Raw genomic sequence first — 15,730 nt, 5'->3', positions numbered from 1 at the left:
TCAACCCGGCAGCCCGACAATCGATTGATGACGCGGCCCGGACTCGTCGAGCGGATGAAATCCCGGTGGGGGGTTGGCCCCGTCGGTGTCGTTGCCATCCTGACCGCGTTCTCTCTCGCCGGCATCACAACCGCCGGCCTGAAGGGACCAGTGACGGCGTGGCTGCTACCGGCCGGGACTCCGGGTTGGCTCGGCTGGTTGATCTACCTGGTGATCATGCTGCCGATCTACCAGCTCCTGCTGTTGGGCTACGGCGCGCTGCTCGGCCAGTTCGATTTCTTCTGGAGCAAGCTGAAGGCGATCGGCCGCCTGATCGCGCGCCGCGCCGAGAGCGAACCTTCCGCCTGACGCCCTCATCCCAGGGCGCGCTCGACCGCCCAGACCAGTCCGACCGCAGCGATCGCCAGCGACGCGGGCACCGTCACGCGCCGGCGGTACCAGGGCTTCGACCGCCACCACCAGAGCGCGAGCGCCGCGGTGGCGATGACCGCGAGCTGTCCCACTTCGATCCCGGCGTTGAACGACAGGAGGGCGAGCAGGCGTTCGTCCTCGGGGAGTCCCAGCTCGCCCAGCACGCCGGCGAAGCCGAGGCCGTGCAGCAGGCCGAAGCCGAAGACCACGGCCGGCCGCCAGCGCGTCATGCGGTCGGTAAGCACGTTCTCGATGGCGACGTAGGCCACGGACAGCGCGATAAGCGGTTCGACGACGCGGGGCGGCAGGGTCACGACGTCGAACGCGGCGAGCGTCAGGGTTACCGCGTGGGCGACGGTGAACGCCGTGACCTGCCAGACGAGCGGGCGCAGCCGCGCGCTCAGCAGGAACAGGCCGAGCACGAAGAGGATGTGATCCGTTCCCTCCGGCACGATGTGAATGAAGCCGAGCCGGGCGTAGAGACCCGCCACCTCGGCGCGGCCGGGCGGCTCGATGGGCGCGGTCAGGTCGAACGGGTCGCTCCGGGCGCCCGCCTCGAGGACGGACCGGACTTCGGCGCCGCGGGCGCCGTCGACCACTGTCAGGTGTACTTCGCCGAATGCGCGAGAGGCGAAGAAGCCGACATTGGACGCGCCGTCCGGAATCTCTCCGGTCAGACGCGCGGTCAGACCGAGCACGGTCGGAATCTCCGCGTCCGTGGCGCGCGGCGTGCCGTAGTCGGGGAACGTGACGTCGAACGGGGCCGGCTCGCCGTCGAACCGGACGCGGACCCGCCGTTCGAAGAGGTTACGTAACCGCTCGACGCGCCGTTCGAACTCATCCGGCGGGAGGCCGGACAGCGCGGCGGCCAGCTCCGCGTCGTCGGTGTCGATCGGCACGCCCAGCGCCAGGGCGTCCAGGTCGTAGATCAGATCCGCCGAGAAGGTGCCTTCCGGCTGCAGCGTCAGCGTTACCTGAGTGAAGCTGAGCGGATGCGCCGCGGCCGTCGCGGCGGGCAGGAGCCAGCCTACGGGCAGGAGCCAAACAAGCGGGAGAGCGGCGCCGAGACGTTTCACGCCACCGATTATCCATCGTGCCGCCCGCCCGGTTCGCCGGCCTCCAGGCCGGCAAGAGGAACGACGGTCGATGCCGGCGTGGACGCCGGCGCACCAGATCAGAGAGGGCCGGCGCCCCAGGGTCCGGTGATCGCGAACGTGATTCCCGGGGTCTGCGCGTTGACGAAGAGCCAGTCGCCGGCCGGGTCGTAGACGGCGCCGGCGAACTCCCGGTGGCGGTAATCACCCGCGAACCCGTTCCGTTCGCCGTCCAGCACGACGTTGTTCTTTGCGAACGGGAAGATCGCGCCGGCGAGGGTCAGGCCGCGGACGTAGTTGTCGGCGTCGCCGTCCTCGCACAGCACGAGGCCGCCGCGCGGGCTCACCGTGAGGTTGTCCGGCATGTCGAGCACGTCCGTCCCGGGCGATTCGAAAAGCAGGCGGATCCGCTCGCCGGCCGGGTCGTACTCCCACACCTGGCCCGCGTCCGCGTCGCCGCCGGTCGTGGAGACGATGTAGATCCGCCCCCCGCCGTGCCAGATGCCCTCAAGCCGCGCGAACGTGGCGCCGCCGCCCGCGACGCCCTGGCGGTAGACACTGTCGTCGTCGATGTCAGCGGGATCGGGGTCGGCAATCGGCGCCCAGGTCACCGGATGCCACGTCCCGACCGCCTGGCCGGTCCGCGTGTCGTAGTCCGGGGCCCCGTCAATCGCCAGCATCTCGAGACGACCGCCGGCCGCCAGGTTGCCGGACTGATTCGGCAGGAAGCGGTAGAGCCCGGCGGCCCCCCGGTCCTCGGTCTCGTAGACGATGCCGGTCGCCGGGTCCACGGCAACTGCCTCGTGGACGAAGCGTCCCATCGCGCGATATGGCTCGGCGGATGCCTCCGCCGTTCCGTCGGCCGGCACCTCGAAGATGTAGCCGTGGGGAGACTCGTAGTCGGGATCACCGCCCGGGCCGAGCACTGTCTCCTCGCACGTGAGCCACGATCCCCATGGCGTCGGTCCGCCCGCGCAGTTCACGGCGGTGCCGGTCAGGCTGGCGTGCGCGCTCACGAGCTCGCCGGCTGCCGGGTCGAAGTCCAGCGTCGTCGTCCCGCCGCCGCCGTTCGGGTCGTACAGCGGACGTGGCGCGAACGCGATTCCGTCGCGCAACTCGTGGTTGCGCACCAGGCGCACCAGTCCGCCGGCGGTGGGGAAGGCGGCCATCCCGTCATGCGCGCGCGGGGTTATGAGACCGTCGTCCAGCGGGTCGCCGGTCCAGCCGAACGTCACGTAGCGGAAGCCGGCGGGCAAGAGAAGCAAGGGCAGACCGGTCGTTCCGTCGGCCACCGGGCCGAGCGGCCCGTAGCCGACAACCGAAGCGCCCGCTTCGGCCGCGGGTGGCGTGCCGCCCGTCTCGGCGACGCGGCACGCCAATGCATGAAACGGCGCCGCTCCCAGGAACGCTCCCGCGGACGCCAGAAACCTCCTGCGGCTCGGCCGGACTCTTCCCATGCCGGCAGTTTAGCAGCCCGTGGTGAAACCCCCGCTACAGTCGAGGGGCGATGCATCCCGGCTGAACGCGTGTGTAGAACCTATCGCCGCAGCTTTACCCGGTACGGCCGGCCGCCGCGCAGGAAGTTCGCCACCGTATCGCGTTCCGCGACGATAGCCTCCAGCCGTTCGGCCGCCGCCTCCGCGGTGGTGACACCGACGGCTGCCACCTGGTAAATCACGTCGCCCGCCTGCAAGCCCTCGGTTGCTCCAACGCCGTCCGGGTCGGCCGCAACCACCAGGGCGCCGCTCACCACCTGCAGGTTGTCTTCCACCGCGCGGGCCAGCAGCGCATCGGTCGGCGCGGCGTCGCACAACTCCACGCCGACAAGCGGCGCCTCCACCGGCGTCGTCCCCTCCACGCACGTATAGAAGGGAGGGCGATCCGTCTGTGCTGCCGGGGTGACGGCCAGCGCCAGGACGACGCCGGCCGTGGCCAGCGCGGCGCGCGTCATGGCTACGACTCGAGTGTCGCGTCCAGCGTGATCTCGGCGTTCATCAGCTTCGAGATCGGACAGCCGGTCTTCGCGCCGTTCGCCGCCTCGTCAAACGCTTCCTGGCTCGCCCCCGGCACCCTTGCCGTGCAGTCGAGGTGGATCTTCGTCACGGCGAAGCCGCCTTCGACCGGATCGAGGGTCACCGTGGCGCTGGTCGTGACGTGGTCCGGGGTCAGGCCCGAGTTTCCCAGGACCGCGGAGAGCGCCATCGAGAAACAACCCGCGTGAGCTGCCGCGATCAGTTCCTCCGGGTTCGTGCCCGCCGCGCCCTCGAATCGCGTCGCGAACGTATACGCGGTATCGGAGAGCGTGCCGCTGCCGCTCGTGATCGATCCGTTGCCGTCCTTGAGTCCGCCCTTCCAGACGGCCGATGCCTTGCTGTCCATGTTCTCTCCTGAAGTGGTTCCGGACCGGCGGTGCCCGGGGTCCGGTGGTCGGTATCACCAGCGCGCGTCCGCCCCGGGACGGCGGTCGCGCCGGTGAGGACTCTAGATCGCCGGGCCTGACGGGCGCAACCCTAAACGCCGCGCCGTCATCGTTGACAGACTTATGCACAACAGCTACAGATATATGTATGCGTACCACGCTGGCGCTCGATGATCACCTGTTCCGTGAAGCCAAGGCGCGCGCCGCGCGAGACGGCGAGACGCTCACGCGACTGGTCGAACGGGCGGTGCGGCAGTACCTGCGGAACCAACCCGAACCGCGCGAGCCGTACCGTCTCGAACTGATCATTTCCGAAGGGAGCCCGACTCCCGGCGTGAATCTCGATGACCGGGATGCCTTGTACGAGTGGATGGAGAGGGGGGAGGATCGGGTTGGTCGCAGTTGACACGAACATCCTGGTGTACGCGCACCGGCGCCGCGAACGTCGGCATGCGGCAGCGCGCCAACGCTTGACCGGTCTGGCTGAGGGCTACGTCCGTTGGGGTATACCGGTCGTCTGTCTGGCGGAGTTTCTCCGGGTCGTCACGCATCCCCGGATAGTCGATCCGCTGACCGCACCGGAAGCGTGCGAGTCGCTGCGGCGGATCCTCGCATCTCCCAGTCTGGACGTGTTGACACCCGGGCCTCGCTTCCAGGAGTTGTTCCTGGCCGCGGTCCAGGAGGGCAACGCAATCGGCAATCTGGCGTTCGATGCCCAAATCGTCGCGCTCTGCCGGGAAGCGGGAGTGCAGACACTGATCACGGAGGATCGCGACTTCCACCGCTTCACGGGAGTCGCGGTCGAGCATCTGGGAGCACAGCAATGAACCATTGGCGACAGTGGAGGGCGATAGCAGGGGTTGCCGGTGCGGCGGCGCTGGCCGCCGTCACGCCGCATCCGGTTGCGGCGCAGACGCTGACCGAGGCGGACGCGATCGCGCGCATGCGCCAGGAGCATCCGGCAGTGCGCGCGCTCCGGTTGGGCGTCCGCGAGGTGGAGGCGGACGCCCGCGAACGAAGTCTGCCCGCCAACCCGACGGTCAGTTACACGCGCGAGGATGCCGCCGGCAACCGGGACGACTTCCTGCTGGTTTCGCAGGAGCTCCCGCTGCGCGGGCGGACCGGGTTGTTCGGGGCGGCGGCGGGCCGCGCGGCCGAGGCGGCGGGCGCCCAGGCCGACGCCGACCTGCTCGATTTCGAGGCGTCGCTTCGTCTGGCCTTCACGGAGCTGTTGCTGGCGCAGGAGCGGACGGTGGCGACCAATGCCGGCCTCTCGGAGCTGCGGCGTCTGGTCGAGCTGCTGCGGGTCCGCGAGCAGGAGGGCGAAGGGTCGCGCTTCGACCGGCAACGGGCGGAACGCGAGGTGGCCGATGTAGAAGCGGATCTGGCAATCGCGGGCATCGGACGACTGGCCGCACAGGCGCGCCTCACCGCGTTTTTCGCACCCGGATCCGATCCGGAAGGACTCGTCGCGGCCGGCCGGCTTGCGGACCTCGAGGCCGGAGCGGCGGCGGAGAGCCTGGAAACGCTGCTGCCTCGAGCGCTGGAACAGCGGGCCGACTACCGGGCGTTGGTGTCGCGCGAGGCGCGATGGGTGATCGAACGGCGCGCGGCCGAGCGGCTGCGCCTTCCCGGGGCGGCGGTGACGGCCGGCCTGAAGCGGAGCGGCAATGCTCTGATCGGCGCCGACGCCGGCTATGCGCTAACCGCAACGGTGGGCGTTCCCGTCTTCAACCGCGGGCAGTTGCAGGCGGCGCGGGCCGAAGCGGCGCGCGCGCGGCTCGAGGCGGAGCGCCACGTACTGCGCGGCCGGATCGAACGGGAAGTGCGCGTGGCCCGGACCGCGGCGAGCCGCTATTCCGCGCTTGCGGACGAGTACCGGGCCACATCGGTCGAGCCGGCGGCGGAGCTGGCGTCGATCGCGCAGGCAGCGTACGAAGAAGGGGAGTATGGTGTGCTGGAGTTGCTCGATGCGCATCGCGTCACGCTGGGCGCGGTTCTGCGCGAGCTGGAGTTGCTCGCCGCCGCGCGGCGGGCGATGATCGAGCTGGACCGGGCGGCGGGGGAGACACCGAGCCCATGAAGATGACCCGGATTGCCGCCGGAATCGTGGCGCTTGCTCTTGCCGGCGCATGCAGCGCGCCCGGCGCCGCGCCGGCCGACCTGCCGGACGCCGATTCGGAGGAGCGGCCAGCCGTCGTCGAGACGCGCTGGACCGACCGTACCGAGCTGTTCGTCGAGTACCCGGTGCTCGTGGCTGGCGAGACGAGCCGCTTCGCGATACACCTGACCGACCTCGTCACGTTCGAACCGGTCCGGACGGGCCGCGCCGCCGTCGTGTTGAGCGGCGCTGGTGACGAGATGTTCACCGCCGACGCGCCCGGCCGGCCCGGGATCTTTGGCGTCGACGTCACGCCGCCGGTGGCGGGGACCTACGACCTGGAGATCCGGCTCGACGCGCCGGGCCTCGCCGATCGGCATCGCCTGGGGAGCGTGACGGTGCACGGCTCGCTGGATGCCGCCGCTGGCGCCTCCGCTGCCGCCGGCGACGACGCCGGCACGATCCCGTTCCTGAAGGAACAGCAATGGACGCTTGATTTCGCGACTGCGTCCGCCGAGGTGCGCCCGGTGGCCGACAGTCTGGCGATTGCGGCCGAGATCGCGCCACGTACGGGCGGACGCGCGGACGTGACGATGCCGGTAGCGGGCCGGCTGGCAGAGGAGTTGCCGCTACTGCCGATCGGATCCCTCGTAGCGCGGGGCGACACGCTGGCGGAGGTGATCCCGCACAGCGGGCACGGCGAAGATCGGCCGGCGCTGGAGCTGGACGTGGCGGAGGCGCGAAGCGTGCTCGAGTTGAGCCGCGCCACGCGCGCGCGCGTGGATCGCCTGGTGGAAGCGGGGGCCGTGCCGGAGCGCCGGCAGTTTGAGGCCCGGGTCGCCGAGGAGACGGCGGAGGCGCGGCTCCATGCGGCGGAAGCCCATCTCGCCCAGCTCGACGCAACGCGGACCGGTCAGGGCAACGGGGCAAGCGACGTCCGCTTCGTGCTGCGCGCGCCGATTGCCGGAGTCGTGGCGTTCTCGGATGCCACCCCGGGCGCGAGCGTCGAGGCGGCTACGCGTTTGTTCCAGTTGGTGGCGGTCGATCGGGTGCATGTGGTGGGCTCGGTTCCGGAAGCCGCCCTTCCCCGGATCGCCGACCTCGCGGGCGCCGAAGTCGACGTGCCGGGTCTCGGCGCGCCGGTTCCTCTCGACCGGCTCGTAGCGGTCGGTCGCGTTCTCGATCCGGTGGCCCGCACCGTCCCGATCACGTACGAGTTGCGCGACCCGGATCCGCGGATCGCCATCGGCCAGGCGGTCGAACTGCGCCTCTTCCTGTCGGCGGCGACCGAAACGGTGACGGTACCCGAGAGCGCCGTCGTCGACGACGCCGGCCAGCCCGTCATCTTCGTTCAGGCGGGAGGCGAATCCTTCGCACGCCGGCCGGTCACACTGGGCAACCGTGAGGGGGGCGCGGTGCAGGTGGCGGGAGACGTGGCGCCGGGTGAACGGATCGTCGTCCGCGGCGCGCCGCTGATCCGGCTCGCGGCTCTCTCGCCGCAGGTTCCCGCGCATGGCCACACGCACTGAACCAGCGCATTACCGGCCTTGCCCGGTGCGCCGGGATTCCGGCTCCGGACCATGCTTGACGCGCTGATTGCCTGGTCGGTCCGCAACCGCCTCGTCGTGGCCGCCCTTGCCGCGGTCGGCCTCGTCTGGGGTTCTGTCGTCGCCGTGCGCATGCCCGTCGACGTCCTGCCCGACCTGACCGCGCCCACCGTCACGGTGCTGGTCGAAGGCTATGGAATGGCGCCGGCCGACATGGAGGCCCTGGTCACCATCCCCATCGAGTCGGCGTTGAATGGCTCCCCGGGGGTCCGCCGGATCCGCTCCGCGACGGCAGTCGGCGTGGCCGTGGTCTGGGTCGACTTCGATTGGGGCGCGGATCCGTACCGAGCCCGCCAGACGGTGACGGAGAAGCTGGGCACGGTCGCCGCCGGGTTGCCGGAAGAGGTCGAGCCGCCGGTATTGGCCCCGTGGTCCTCGATCATGGGCGAGATCCTGTTCGTGGCGCTCGAGCCGTCGGCCGGAACGGCCGGCAACGCGGTCCGAGCCCTGCCGACGCCGCTCGAACTCCGGACGACGGCGGAGGTGATCGTCCGCCGCCGGCTGCTGGCAGTCCCCGGCGTCTCCCAGGTGACCGTCATTGGCGGCGAGCGCCGGCAGTACGAGGTGCTGGTTGATCCGGTCCGCCTGGCCGACTACGACGTCCCCCTCAGCGCGGTTGAGATGGCGCTTCGTGGCGCCAGCCGGAACACGTCCGCCGGTTTCCGCCTTGCGGGCGGCCAGGAGTACCTGATCCAGGGATCGGGGCGCGCCACGGGTATCGATAGCATCGGCGAGACGGTGGTCGCGACCCGCGACATGCGGCCCATCCGGGTCCGCGATATCGCGCAAGTGCGGGTCGGCGAGGCGCTCAAGCGGGGCGAAGGTTCGCACAACGGCCGTCCCGCCGTGATTCTCGGCATCCATCGCCAGCCGGACGTCAACACCCTGGCTCTGACGGACGACGTGGACGCCGTTCTCGACGAGCTCGCGGCGGAACTGCCGGCCGGGATGCAGATTTCGACGCGTCTCTTCCGCCAGGCCGACTTCATCGAACTGGCGATCAACAACCTGAATGTCGCGCTGCGGGACGGAATGCTGCTGGTGGTTGCCGTCACCCTGCTCTTTCTCGCCAGCCTGCGCGCCGGCGCCATTACGCTGCTGGCGATCCCGCTGTCCCTCCTTACCGCCGTCGCCGGCCTGAGCGCCGCGGGAATGACCATCAACAGCATGACCATCGGCGGGATGGCGATTGCGGTCGGCGCCCTGGTCGACGATGCGATTGTTGACGTCGAGAATGTGGCCCGCCGACTCCGCGAGAACGCCCAACGGCCCGAGAGCGAGAGGCGGTCGGCGCTGGATGTCGTGATCGACGCAAGCCGGGAAATCCGGGGATCGATCGTTTTCGCGACCGTCATCGTCATGCTGGTGTTCCTGCCTCTGTTCTTCCTCGCGGGAGTGGAGGGCCGACTGCTGCAACCGCTCGGCTTCGCCTACCTTATTGCCCTTGGGGCCTCGCTCATCGTCGCGCTGACCGTCACGCCGGCGCTCGCGGCGTACCTGCTGCCCGGAGCCCCGGGAATTCGTGTCGGCCGGGAGCCGCGGCTGGCGGCGACGCTGAAGCGGTGGTACAGAACCCTCCTGCTGCCGCTCCTGCGTCGGCCGGAATGGGTCGTCGCGGGCGCCGTCTTCCTGTTCGTCATCGCGTCCGCCAGCACGGCGCGGATGGGGCGTGGTTTCTTGCCGGCGTTCAACGAGGGCGCGCTGGTGGTGAGTGCGGTGACCCTTCCCGGTACCAGTCTGGCGGAGTCGGACGCGCTCGGCGGCGCCATCGAACGACTGTTGCTGGAGGTCCCGGAGGTGGAAGCGACATCGCGCCGCACCGGCCGCGCGGAGCTGGACGAGCATGTCCAGGGCGTGGAATCCGCCGAAATCGACGTGCGTCTGGCACCCGGCGGCCGGCCGCGGGAGACCGTGCTGGAGGAGATCCGTGAGCGGCTGTCGCTCGTGCCCGGCACGAACATCACGATCGGTCAGCCGATTTCGCACCGGATCGACCACATGCTGTCCGGCTCGCGCGCCAACATCGCGGTGCAGATATTCGGTCGCGACCTCGCCGTGCTGCGCGCCCTGGGGACGGATGCGGCGGCGGCGATGACGGGAATCGACGGGCTGGTCGACGTCGCCCTCGAGCCGCAGGCGGACATTCCGACCGTGCGCGTCGGCTTCGACCGCGGCGCGCTGGCCCGCCACGGCCTGCCGGCGGGAGAGGCGGCGGTGACGCTGGAGACAGCGCTTCTGGGCCGTCAGGTGGGGCAGATCGTCCAGGGCCCGGTTCTCGTCCCCCTCGTCCTGCGCCATGCGCGCGCCGATCTGGCCGACCTCGATCAGGTGGGGCGGACCTGGTTCGACGTGCCGGCCGGCGCCCGCGTTCCGCTCGGAAGTCTGGCGGAGGTTGTCGAGGACCGCTCGCCGAACTTCATCGGACGCGAGAACGGCGAGCGGCGGATAGTCGTCACCGCGAATACCGCGGGGCGCGATCTGGGCAGCGTCGTCGCCGACGTCCAGGCGCGGGTCGAAGCCGGCGTCGCCTTGCCGCCCGGCTACCGCGTGGAGTACGGCGGGCAGTTCGAGGCCGAACAGGCGGCGTCCCGTCTGCTGATCGCCCTCGGGTTGGCCGCGGTCGCCGGGATCTTCCTGGTGCTTGCTACCGCGTTCGGATCGGCGCGCGATGCGGCCATAGTGATGATCAACCTGCCTCTCGCCCTGATCGGGGGCGTCGCCGGCGTCTTCCTGGGCGACGGTATTCTGTCGGTGGCCTCCCTCATCGGTTTCATTGCGCTGTTCGGGATCGCCTCGCGCAACGGAATCATGCTGGTGACGCACATCCGGCGCCTGCAACAGGCTGGCATGGAAGCTCGCCCAGCCGTGATCCGGGGCTCGGTCGACCGGCTGATCCCGATCCTGATGACGGCCGTCTCGACCGGCCTCGCCCTCACGCCGGTCGCCCTCGGCGCCGGCGAGCCGGGCAGCGAGATCCAGGCTCCTCTCGCGCTGGTAATCGTCACCGGCCTGGTCACCTCCACCGCGCTCAACATGTTCGTCGTTCCCGCCGTGTGCCTGGCGATGGACCGTCGCTGACGGGCACGCCCCACAAAGCTGAAGGCGGATAGACAGCATGACAGCGCTATGGTAGATTCATGCTGTCATGCCATCTGCGCAACTCACGGTGCGAAACGTCGATGAGGAACTCGCCAGGCGTCTGCGGGCTATCAGTTCGGAGCGGGGAGAAAGCCTGAACAGCACCGTTCTCGCGCTCCTGCGGCAGGCAGTCGGGGTGGACGCACGCCGGGAGCGGCTTCGCCGCTACACGACCTGGACAGCGGAGGACCTGAGGGAGTTCAACGCCTCGCTGAACGAGCAGCGCGTGATCGACGAGCGGGACTGGGGGGCGCTCTGAGCGGTCGTCTCGTCCTCGACACCAGCGCGTACTCTCACTTTCGTGCCGGCCACGATTCCGTCCTGGAACTGGTCGCGGACGCTGAAGTGCTTGTGATGCCCGTACCTGTCCTGGGTGAGCTCGAGGCAGGCTTCGAGCAGGGACGGCGCACGCGCGAGAATCAGCAGGTCCTCTCAGATTTCCTCGAAGAGCCCTTTGTGACGGTGATGGACCTGACACGCGAGACGGTCCGTTACTACGCGCGGATTGTGGCGGCGTTGCGTCGTGCGGGCACGCCGATTCCGATCAACGATGTCTGGATCGCGGCGGCGACCCGCGAGTGTGGGGGTCATCTTCTCACCTTTGACCGCCACTTCCAGTATGTCGCGGACCTGGACGCGACGATTCTCGACGGATGACAGCGGATCAGGACGCCGCGTACGTCGAGTTCGATCGGGTCAGCAAGAGCTTCGACGGGCGGACGCTCGTCGTGCGCGACGTCGACCTCAGCATCCAGAAGGGCGAGTTCCTCACACTGCTCGGGCCGTCCGGCTCCGGAAAGACCACCTGCCTGATGATGCTGGCCGGCTTCGAGACGCCGACATCGGGTGCGATCCGAATCGCCGGGCGACCCGTGGAGCGCGTTCCGCCCCGGCAGCGCGGAATCGGCATGGTGTTTCAGCACTACGCGCTCTTTCCGCACATGACGGTGGGGCAGAATCTCGCCTTTCCCCTGGAGGTGCGACGCCTCCCACGGGATGAGCAAACGGCTCGGGTGCGGCGCGCACTCGAGCTGGTACGGCTCGAGGGCTTCGAGGATCGCCGTCCGGGCCAGCTTTCGGGCGGGCAGCAGCAGCGGGTGGCGATTGCCCGCGCACTGGTCTTCGAGCCCGAACTCGTCCTGATGGACGAACCGCTCGGCGCGCTCGACCGGCGCCTGCGCGAGGAGTTGCAGTACGAGATCCGGCGGATTCACCGGACTCTCGGCGTCACCATCCTGTACGTCACGCACGATCAACAGGAGGCGATGGTAATGTCGGACCGGGTGGCCGTCTTCCGCGCCGGGCAGATCGAGCAGATTGCGCCGCCCGAGGCCCTCTACGAAGAACCGGAACGCGCCTTCGTGGCCAGCTTCATCGGCGAGAACAACCGTCTCCACGGTCGCGTGAGGGGGTTTCGCGACGAGGATCTGTGCGACGTCGAGGTAGGCGGTTCGAACGTGCAGGCGCTCCGCATCGCCCCCTGCGGCGCGGGCGACGAGACGACGCTCTCGATCCGTCCGGAGCGGGTAGAGGTCGATCCCGAGCCGGGGCTCTATACGAACGAGTTCGAGGCGACGGTGGACGATATCGCCTTTCTCGGCGACTACCTGCGACTGCGCGTCACCGTCTGCGGCCACTCCGGCTTCATCGTGAAGATCAAGAACATCGTCGGTCATGGCGCGGTGCTGGAGGGAGACCGGATTCGCGTCGGCTGGACGCCGACCGACTGCCGCGCGCTGAACTGCGAGCGTGATGAGGAAGTGACGGCGTGAAGGCGCTCGGAGCCCGCTTTCGGTGCTGTACGGGGTTTCGCCAGGGGCTCCTGGCGGTAGTTGGACTCGTGCTGTCGTCCACGGCGGCCGCCTGCCTCGGCGGCGGCGGCCCGTCGGTAACCGTCACCTCCTGGGGCGGCGCCTACACCCGCGCCTGCGTGCTCGGTTACCACGAGCCGTTCATGGCCGAAACCGGCATCCGGGTCCAACTGGAGGATTACAACGGCGGCCTCGCCCAGGTCCGCGCCCAGGTCGACACCGGCAACGTCTACTGGGATGTCCTCGACATGGAGATCGCCGATGCGGTCCGCGCATGCGACGAGGGGTTGCTGGAACCGATTCCGACCGAGTTGCTGGATGCGGCTCCGGACGGGACGCCGGCGGTCGACGACTTCCTGCCCGGCACGCAGACCGAGTGTGCCGTCGGCACCATTTTTTCCTCGGCCATCTACGCGTACAACGCGGAGCTCTTCCCGGACGAGCGTCCCGAGACGATGGAGGACTTCTTCGACCTCGAGAAGTTCCCGGGCCGCCGCGGGCTGCGCCGTACGCCGTTCGTCAACCTGGAGTGGGCGCTCATCGCCGACGGCGTGCCGATCGACGAGGTCTACGCGACGCTCGACACTCCGGAGGGGATCGACCGGGCGTTCGCCAGGCTCGACACGATCAAGGACGAAGTGGTCTGGTGGGAGGCGGGAGCGCAGCCGCCGCAGATGCTGGCGGACGGCGAAGTGGTGATGAGCGGCGCTTTCAACGGCCGGATCTTCAATGCCCAGGTGACTGAGAAGCAGCCGTTCGTCATCGTCTGGGACGGGCAGGTGCTCGACGTCGGTCAGATGGGCATCGTCGCCGGTACGCGGAACTACGAGGAGGCGCTGGCGTTCGTCCGCTTCGCCACGACCGCCCGATCGATGTCGCGGCTCGGCCGCTACATCTCCTACAGTCCGACGCGGCGCTCGGCGGCGCCTCTCATCACGACCCACTTCGACACCGGCGTCGAGATGGATCCGCACATGCCGGCGACGCCGGAGCACCTGGAGCGGGCCCTTCAGAACGACTGGCGGTGGTGGAGCGACAACCAGGACGATCTGAACGAACGCTTCGCCGCCTGGCTCGCGCAGTGACCGTCCGAGATGCCGACCCGACCGCAGTGGCGCGCCGTTGGCCTGACGCTCCCGCTCGTCGCGTTCATAGGGGTCACCTTTCTCGCGCCTCTCGCCGTGATGCTGTCGCGCAGCGTCTACGACCCGGTGGTGGCGGATGCACTGCCCGAGACACTCGAACGGCTGGAAGCGTGGGATCGCGCCGGCGTGCCGGACGAGGCGACTTTCGCGGCGGCGGCGCGCGAGTTGCGGCAGGTGCGCGAGGCTCGCACGATCGGAAGGGTCGCCGGGCGGGTCAATCGCGTCGCCAGCGGCCTCCGGAGCGTCCTCGTCCGGACCGCTCGCGCCTTGCCCGACGGAGAAGGGCCGCCCGTCGGCGGCTGGCGGGCCGCGTTCGCGGCGGTCGATCCGGCGTGGGCCGACCCGGCCACCTGGCGCGCGGTCGCCACGGCGGGAGACCGCTTCACCATGCGCCACTATCTGAACGCCCTCGATCTCGATCGCGGGTCGGACGGCGCCATCGTCCGTCAACCCCCGGAGCGCCGCATCTATTTGCCGCTCCTGTGGCGGACGCTTCTCGTGAGCCTCGGGATCACCCTGCTCTGCCTGCTGCTCGGTTACCCGATAGCGCACCTGATGGCGCACGCGCCGCCGCGCCGGGCCAACCTGCTGCTCGCCCTGGTCCTCGTTCCGTTCTGGACGTCGCTCCTGGTCCGAACGACCGCCTGGATCGTCCTGTTGCAGCAGCAGGGGGTGATCAACGACCTGCTCGTGGCGGTCGGAGTCGTGCCGGACAGCGAACGGCTCGCGATGATCTACAACATGACCGGGACCGCCGTCGCGATGACGCACGTCCTGCTGCCGTTCATGGTGCTGCCGCTCTACTCGATCATGCGTGCGATCCCGCCGCAGCAGATGTCGGCCGCGGTCTCGCTGGGCGCCGGTCCCTGGCAGGCGTTCCGGCGCGTCTACTGGCCGCAGACGCTGCCGGGAGTCGGCGCCGGATCGCTTCTCGTCTTCATCCTGGCCATCGGCTACTACATCACGCCGGCCCTGGTGGGTGGGCAGAGCGGCCAGTTGATCTCCAACCTGATCGCGTACCACATGCAGACCTCGCTCAACTGGGGGCTGGCCGGTGCGCTCGGCGGAGTGCTGCTGGCCTGCATCATCGCGCTCTACGTCGTCTATGACCGGCTGATCGGCATCGACCGGATGAGGTTCGGCTGAGATGGCGGCAGGCGAGGCGGCGGTCGCCCGTCCCCCCATGGCGCCGCAGGAGCGCGTGCTGCGCGCGGTCTACCTGGGCGCGTGCACGCTGATATTCGTCTTCCTGCTGGCGCCGATCCTCGTCATCGTTCCGCTCAGCTTCAACGCCGAGCCGTACTTCACGTTCACCGAAGGCATGCTTCGGCTGGACCCGGACGCCTGGTCGTTGCGCTGGTACCGGGAGATCGCGGCCGGCGGCGCCTGGACCGGCCCGCTCGCCAACAGCCTGCTGATCGGCGTGGCCGCCACCGCGCTGGCGACCACCCTCGGGACACTTGCCGCGCTCGGCCTCACCAACCCCGCGATGCCGATGCGCCGCTTCGTGACGGCGCTCCTGATCTCGCCGATGGTGACGCCGGTCATCATCTCCGCCACCGGCATGTTCTTCTTCTATTCCGACCTGCGCCTCACCCAGACCCACCTCGGCATCATCCTCGCGCACGCGGCGCTCGGGACGCCGTTCGTGGTCATCACGGTTACCGCGACGCTATCCGCGTTCGACCCGACCCTGCTGCGCGCCGCCGCCAGCCTGGGAGCGAGTCCGCTCTTTGCGTTCCGCCGCGTGCAGTTGCCCCTTATCGCGCCGGGGGTGCTCTCCGGCGCGCTCTTTGCGTTCGCCGCGTCGTTCGACGAAGTGGTAGTCGTGCTGTTCATGGCGGGCGGCAGCCAGCGCACCATTCCCCGCCAGATGTGGTCCGGCATCCGCGAACAGATCAGTCCAGCCATTCTCGCCGTCGCCACCTTCCTCATCCTCTTCGCGGTCCTCCTTCTGGCAACGGTGGAATATCTGCGGCGGCGGAACGCGGCCGCGTCCTGATT

General features: G+C 69.5%; 16 protein-coding genes. 12 read left to right on the top strand and 4 right to left on the bottom strand.

Going from position 1 to position 15,730, the window contains the following annotated elements; all coding sequences use genetic code 11:
* Positions 1–27 precede the first annotated feature (27 nt).
* The gene (locus F4Y45_05235; GenBank protein ID MXY23909.1) at positions 28–348 is read left to right on the top strand and encodes a hypothetical protein; all 321 of its coding nucleotides are present in this window, start codon (positions 28–30) and stop codon (positions 346–348) included.
* Positions 349–353: 5 nt separating this feature from the next.
* Here F4Y45_05235 and F4Y45_05230 read toward each other — a convergent pair whose 3' ends face one another.
* The 4 genes from F4Y45_05230 to F4Y45_05215 form a co-directional block, all read right to left on the bottom strand.
* Complete coding sequence (locus F4Y45_05230; protein MXY23908.1) at positions 354–1,448, bottom strand: HupE/UreJ family protein; 1,095 nt, start codon at positions 1,446–1,448, stop codon at positions 354–356.
* Between the two features lie 137 nt (positions 1,449–1,585).
* On the bottom strand, positions 1,586–2,962 hold the full coding sequence (locus F4Y45_05225) for a DUF839 domain-containing protein (protein MXY23907.1): 1,377 nt from the start codon (positions 2,960–2,962) through the stop codon (positions 1,586–1,588).
* Positions 2,963–3,042: 80 nt separating this feature from the next.
* Positions 3,043–3,456, bottom strand: a complete 414-nt coding sequence (locus tag F4Y45_05220; GenBank protein MXY23906.1) for a hypothetical protein — start codon at positions 3,454–3,456, stop codon at positions 3,043–3,045.
* A gap of 2 nt (positions 3,457–3,458) precedes the next feature.
* Entirely contained in the window at positions 3,459–3,884 is a 426-nt protein-coding gene (locus tag F4Y45_05215; GenBank protein ID MXY23905.1) for an OsmC family protein, read from the bottom strand.
* Between F4Y45_05215 and F4Y45_05210 the strand changes: the two genes are divergently transcribed.
* The 11 genes from F4Y45_05210 (at position 3,869) to F4Y45_05160 (ending at position 15,728) form a co-directional block, all read left to right on the top strand.
* The gene (locus F4Y45_05210; protein MXY23904.1) at positions 3,869–4,330 is read left to right on the top strand and encodes a hypothetical protein; all 462 of its coding nucleotides are present in this window, start codon (positions 3,869–3,871) and stop codon (positions 4,328–4,330) included. The two genes, F4Y45_05215 and F4Y45_05210, sit on opposite strands and share 16 nt — an antisense overlap.
* The gene (locus F4Y45_05205) at positions 4,269–4,751 is read left to right on the top strand and encodes a type II toxin-antitoxin system VapC family toxin (GenBank protein MXY23903.1); all 483 of its coding nucleotides are present in this window, start codon (positions 4,269–4,271) and stop codon (positions 4,749–4,751) included. Before F4Y45_05210 ends, F4Y45_05205 begins: the two co-directional genes overlap by 62 nt.
* Entirely contained in the window at positions 4,748–6,007 is a 1,260-nt protein-coding gene (locus F4Y45_05200) for a TolC family protein (protein ID MXY23902.1), read from the top strand. The genes F4Y45_05205 and F4Y45_05200 overlap by 4 nt, the downstream gene beginning before the upstream one ends.
* Positions 5,515–7,554, top strand: a complete 2,040-nt coding sequence (locus F4Y45_05195; protein MXY23901.1) for an efflux RND transporter periplasmic adaptor subunit — start codon at positions 5,515–5,517, stop codon at positions 7,552–7,554. The genes F4Y45_05200 and F4Y45_05195 overlap by 493 nt, the downstream gene beginning before the upstream one ends.
* 51 nt (positions 7,555–7,605) lie before the next feature.
* The gene (locus F4Y45_05190) at positions 7,606–10,710 is read left to right on the top strand and encodes an efflux RND transporter permease subunit (GenBank protein ID MXY23900.1); all 3,105 of its coding nucleotides are present in this window, start codon (positions 7,606–7,608) and stop codon (positions 10,708–10,710) included.
* A gap of 67 nt (positions 10,711–10,777) precedes the next feature.
* On the top strand, positions 10,778–11,029 hold the full coding sequence (locus F4Y45_05185; GenBank protein ID MXY23899.1) for a hypothetical protein: 252 nt from the start codon (positions 10,778–10,780) through the stop codon (positions 11,027–11,029).
* Entirely contained in the window at positions 10,945–11,427 is a 483-nt protein-coding gene (locus F4Y45_05180) for a type II toxin-antitoxin system VapC family toxin (GenBank protein ID MXY23898.1), read from the top strand. The genes F4Y45_05185 and F4Y45_05180 overlap by 85 nt, the downstream gene beginning before the upstream one ends.
* Complete coding sequence (locus F4Y45_05175; GenBank protein MXY23897.1) at positions 11,424–12,542, top strand: ABC transporter ATP-binding protein; 1,119 nt, start codon at positions 11,424–11,426, stop codon at positions 12,540–12,542. The genes F4Y45_05180 and F4Y45_05175 overlap by 4 nt, the downstream gene beginning before the upstream one ends.
* Before the next feature lie 50 nt (positions 12,543–12,592).
* Entirely contained in the window at positions 12,593–13,666 is a 1,074-nt protein-coding gene (locus F4Y45_05170) for an ABC transporter substrate-binding protein (protein MXY23896.1), read from the top strand.
* Between the two features lie 9 nt (positions 13,667–13,675).
* Entirely contained in the window at positions 13,676–14,872 is a 1,197-nt protein-coding gene (locus tag F4Y45_05165) for an ABC transporter permease (GenBank protein ID MXY23895.1), read from the top strand.
* A 37-nt stretch (positions 14,873–14,909) separates the two neighbouring features.
* On the top strand, positions 14,910–15,728 hold the full coding sequence (locus tag F4Y45_05160; protein MXY23894.1) for an ABC transporter permease: 819 nt from the start codon (positions 14,910–14,912) through the stop codon (positions 15,726–15,728).
* Positions 15,729–15,730 lie beyond the last annotated feature (2 nt).

Source organism: Acidobacteriota bacterium (assembly GCA_009838525.1).
Classification (GTDB): domain Bacteria; phylum Acidobacteriota; class Vicinamibacteria; order Vicinamibacterales; family UBA8438; genus VXRJ01.
Note: the sequence above shows the minus strand (reverse complement) of the source record. Positions and strands in the feature narration are given on the sequence as shown.

Coding starts and splice junctions, on each gene's coding strand:
- F4Y45_05235 (MXY23909.1), top strand. CDS start 28: ATGACGCGGCCCGGACTCGTCGAGCGGATGAAATCCCGGTGGGGGGTT.
- F4Y45_05225 (MXY23907.1), bottom strand. CDS start 2,962: ATGGGAAGAGTCCGGCCGAGCCGCAGGAGGTTTCTGGCGTCCGCGGGA.
- F4Y45_05220 (MXY23906.1), bottom strand. CDS start 3,456: ATGACGCGCGCCGCGCTGGCCACGGCCGGCGTCGTCCTGGCGCTGGCC.
- F4Y45_05210 (MXY23904.1), top strand. CDS start 3,869: ATGCCTTGCTGTCCATGTTCTCTCCTGAAGTGGTTCCGGACCGGCGGT.
- F4Y45_05215 (MXY23905.1), bottom strand. CDS start 3,884: ATGGACAGCAAGGCATCGGCCGTCTGGAAGGGCGGACTCAAGGACGGC.
- F4Y45_05205 (MXY23903.1), top strand. CDS start 4,269: ATGACCGGGATGCCTTGTACGAGTGGATGGAGAGGGGGGAGGATCGGG.
- F4Y45_05200 (MXY23902.1), top strand. CDS start 4,748: ATGAACCATTGGCGACAGTGGAGGGCGATAGCAGGGGTTGCCGGTGCG.
- F4Y45_05195 (MXY23901.1), top strand. CDS start 5,515: ATGGGTGATCGAACGGCGCGCGGCCGAGCGGCTGCGCCTTCCCGGGGC.
- F4Y45_05190 (MXY23900.1), top strand. CDS start 7,606: ATGCTTGACGCGCTGATTGCCTGGTCGGTCCGCAACCGCCTCGTCGTG.
- F4Y45_05185 (MXY23899.1), top strand. CDS start 10,778: ATGCCATCTGCGCAACTCACGGTGCGAAACGTCGATGAGGAACTCGCC.
- F4Y45_05175 (MXY23897.1), top strand. CDS start 11,424: ATGACAGCGGATCAGGACGCCGCGTACGTCGAGTTCGATCGGGTCAGC.
- F4Y45_05165 (MXY23895.1), top strand. CDS start 13,676: ATGCCGACCCGACCGCAGTGGCGCGCCGTTGGCCTGACGCTCCCGCTC.
- F4Y45_05160 (MXY23894.1), top strand. CDS start 14,910: ATGGCGCCGCAGGAGCGCGTGCTGCGCGCGGTCTACCTGGGCGCGTGC.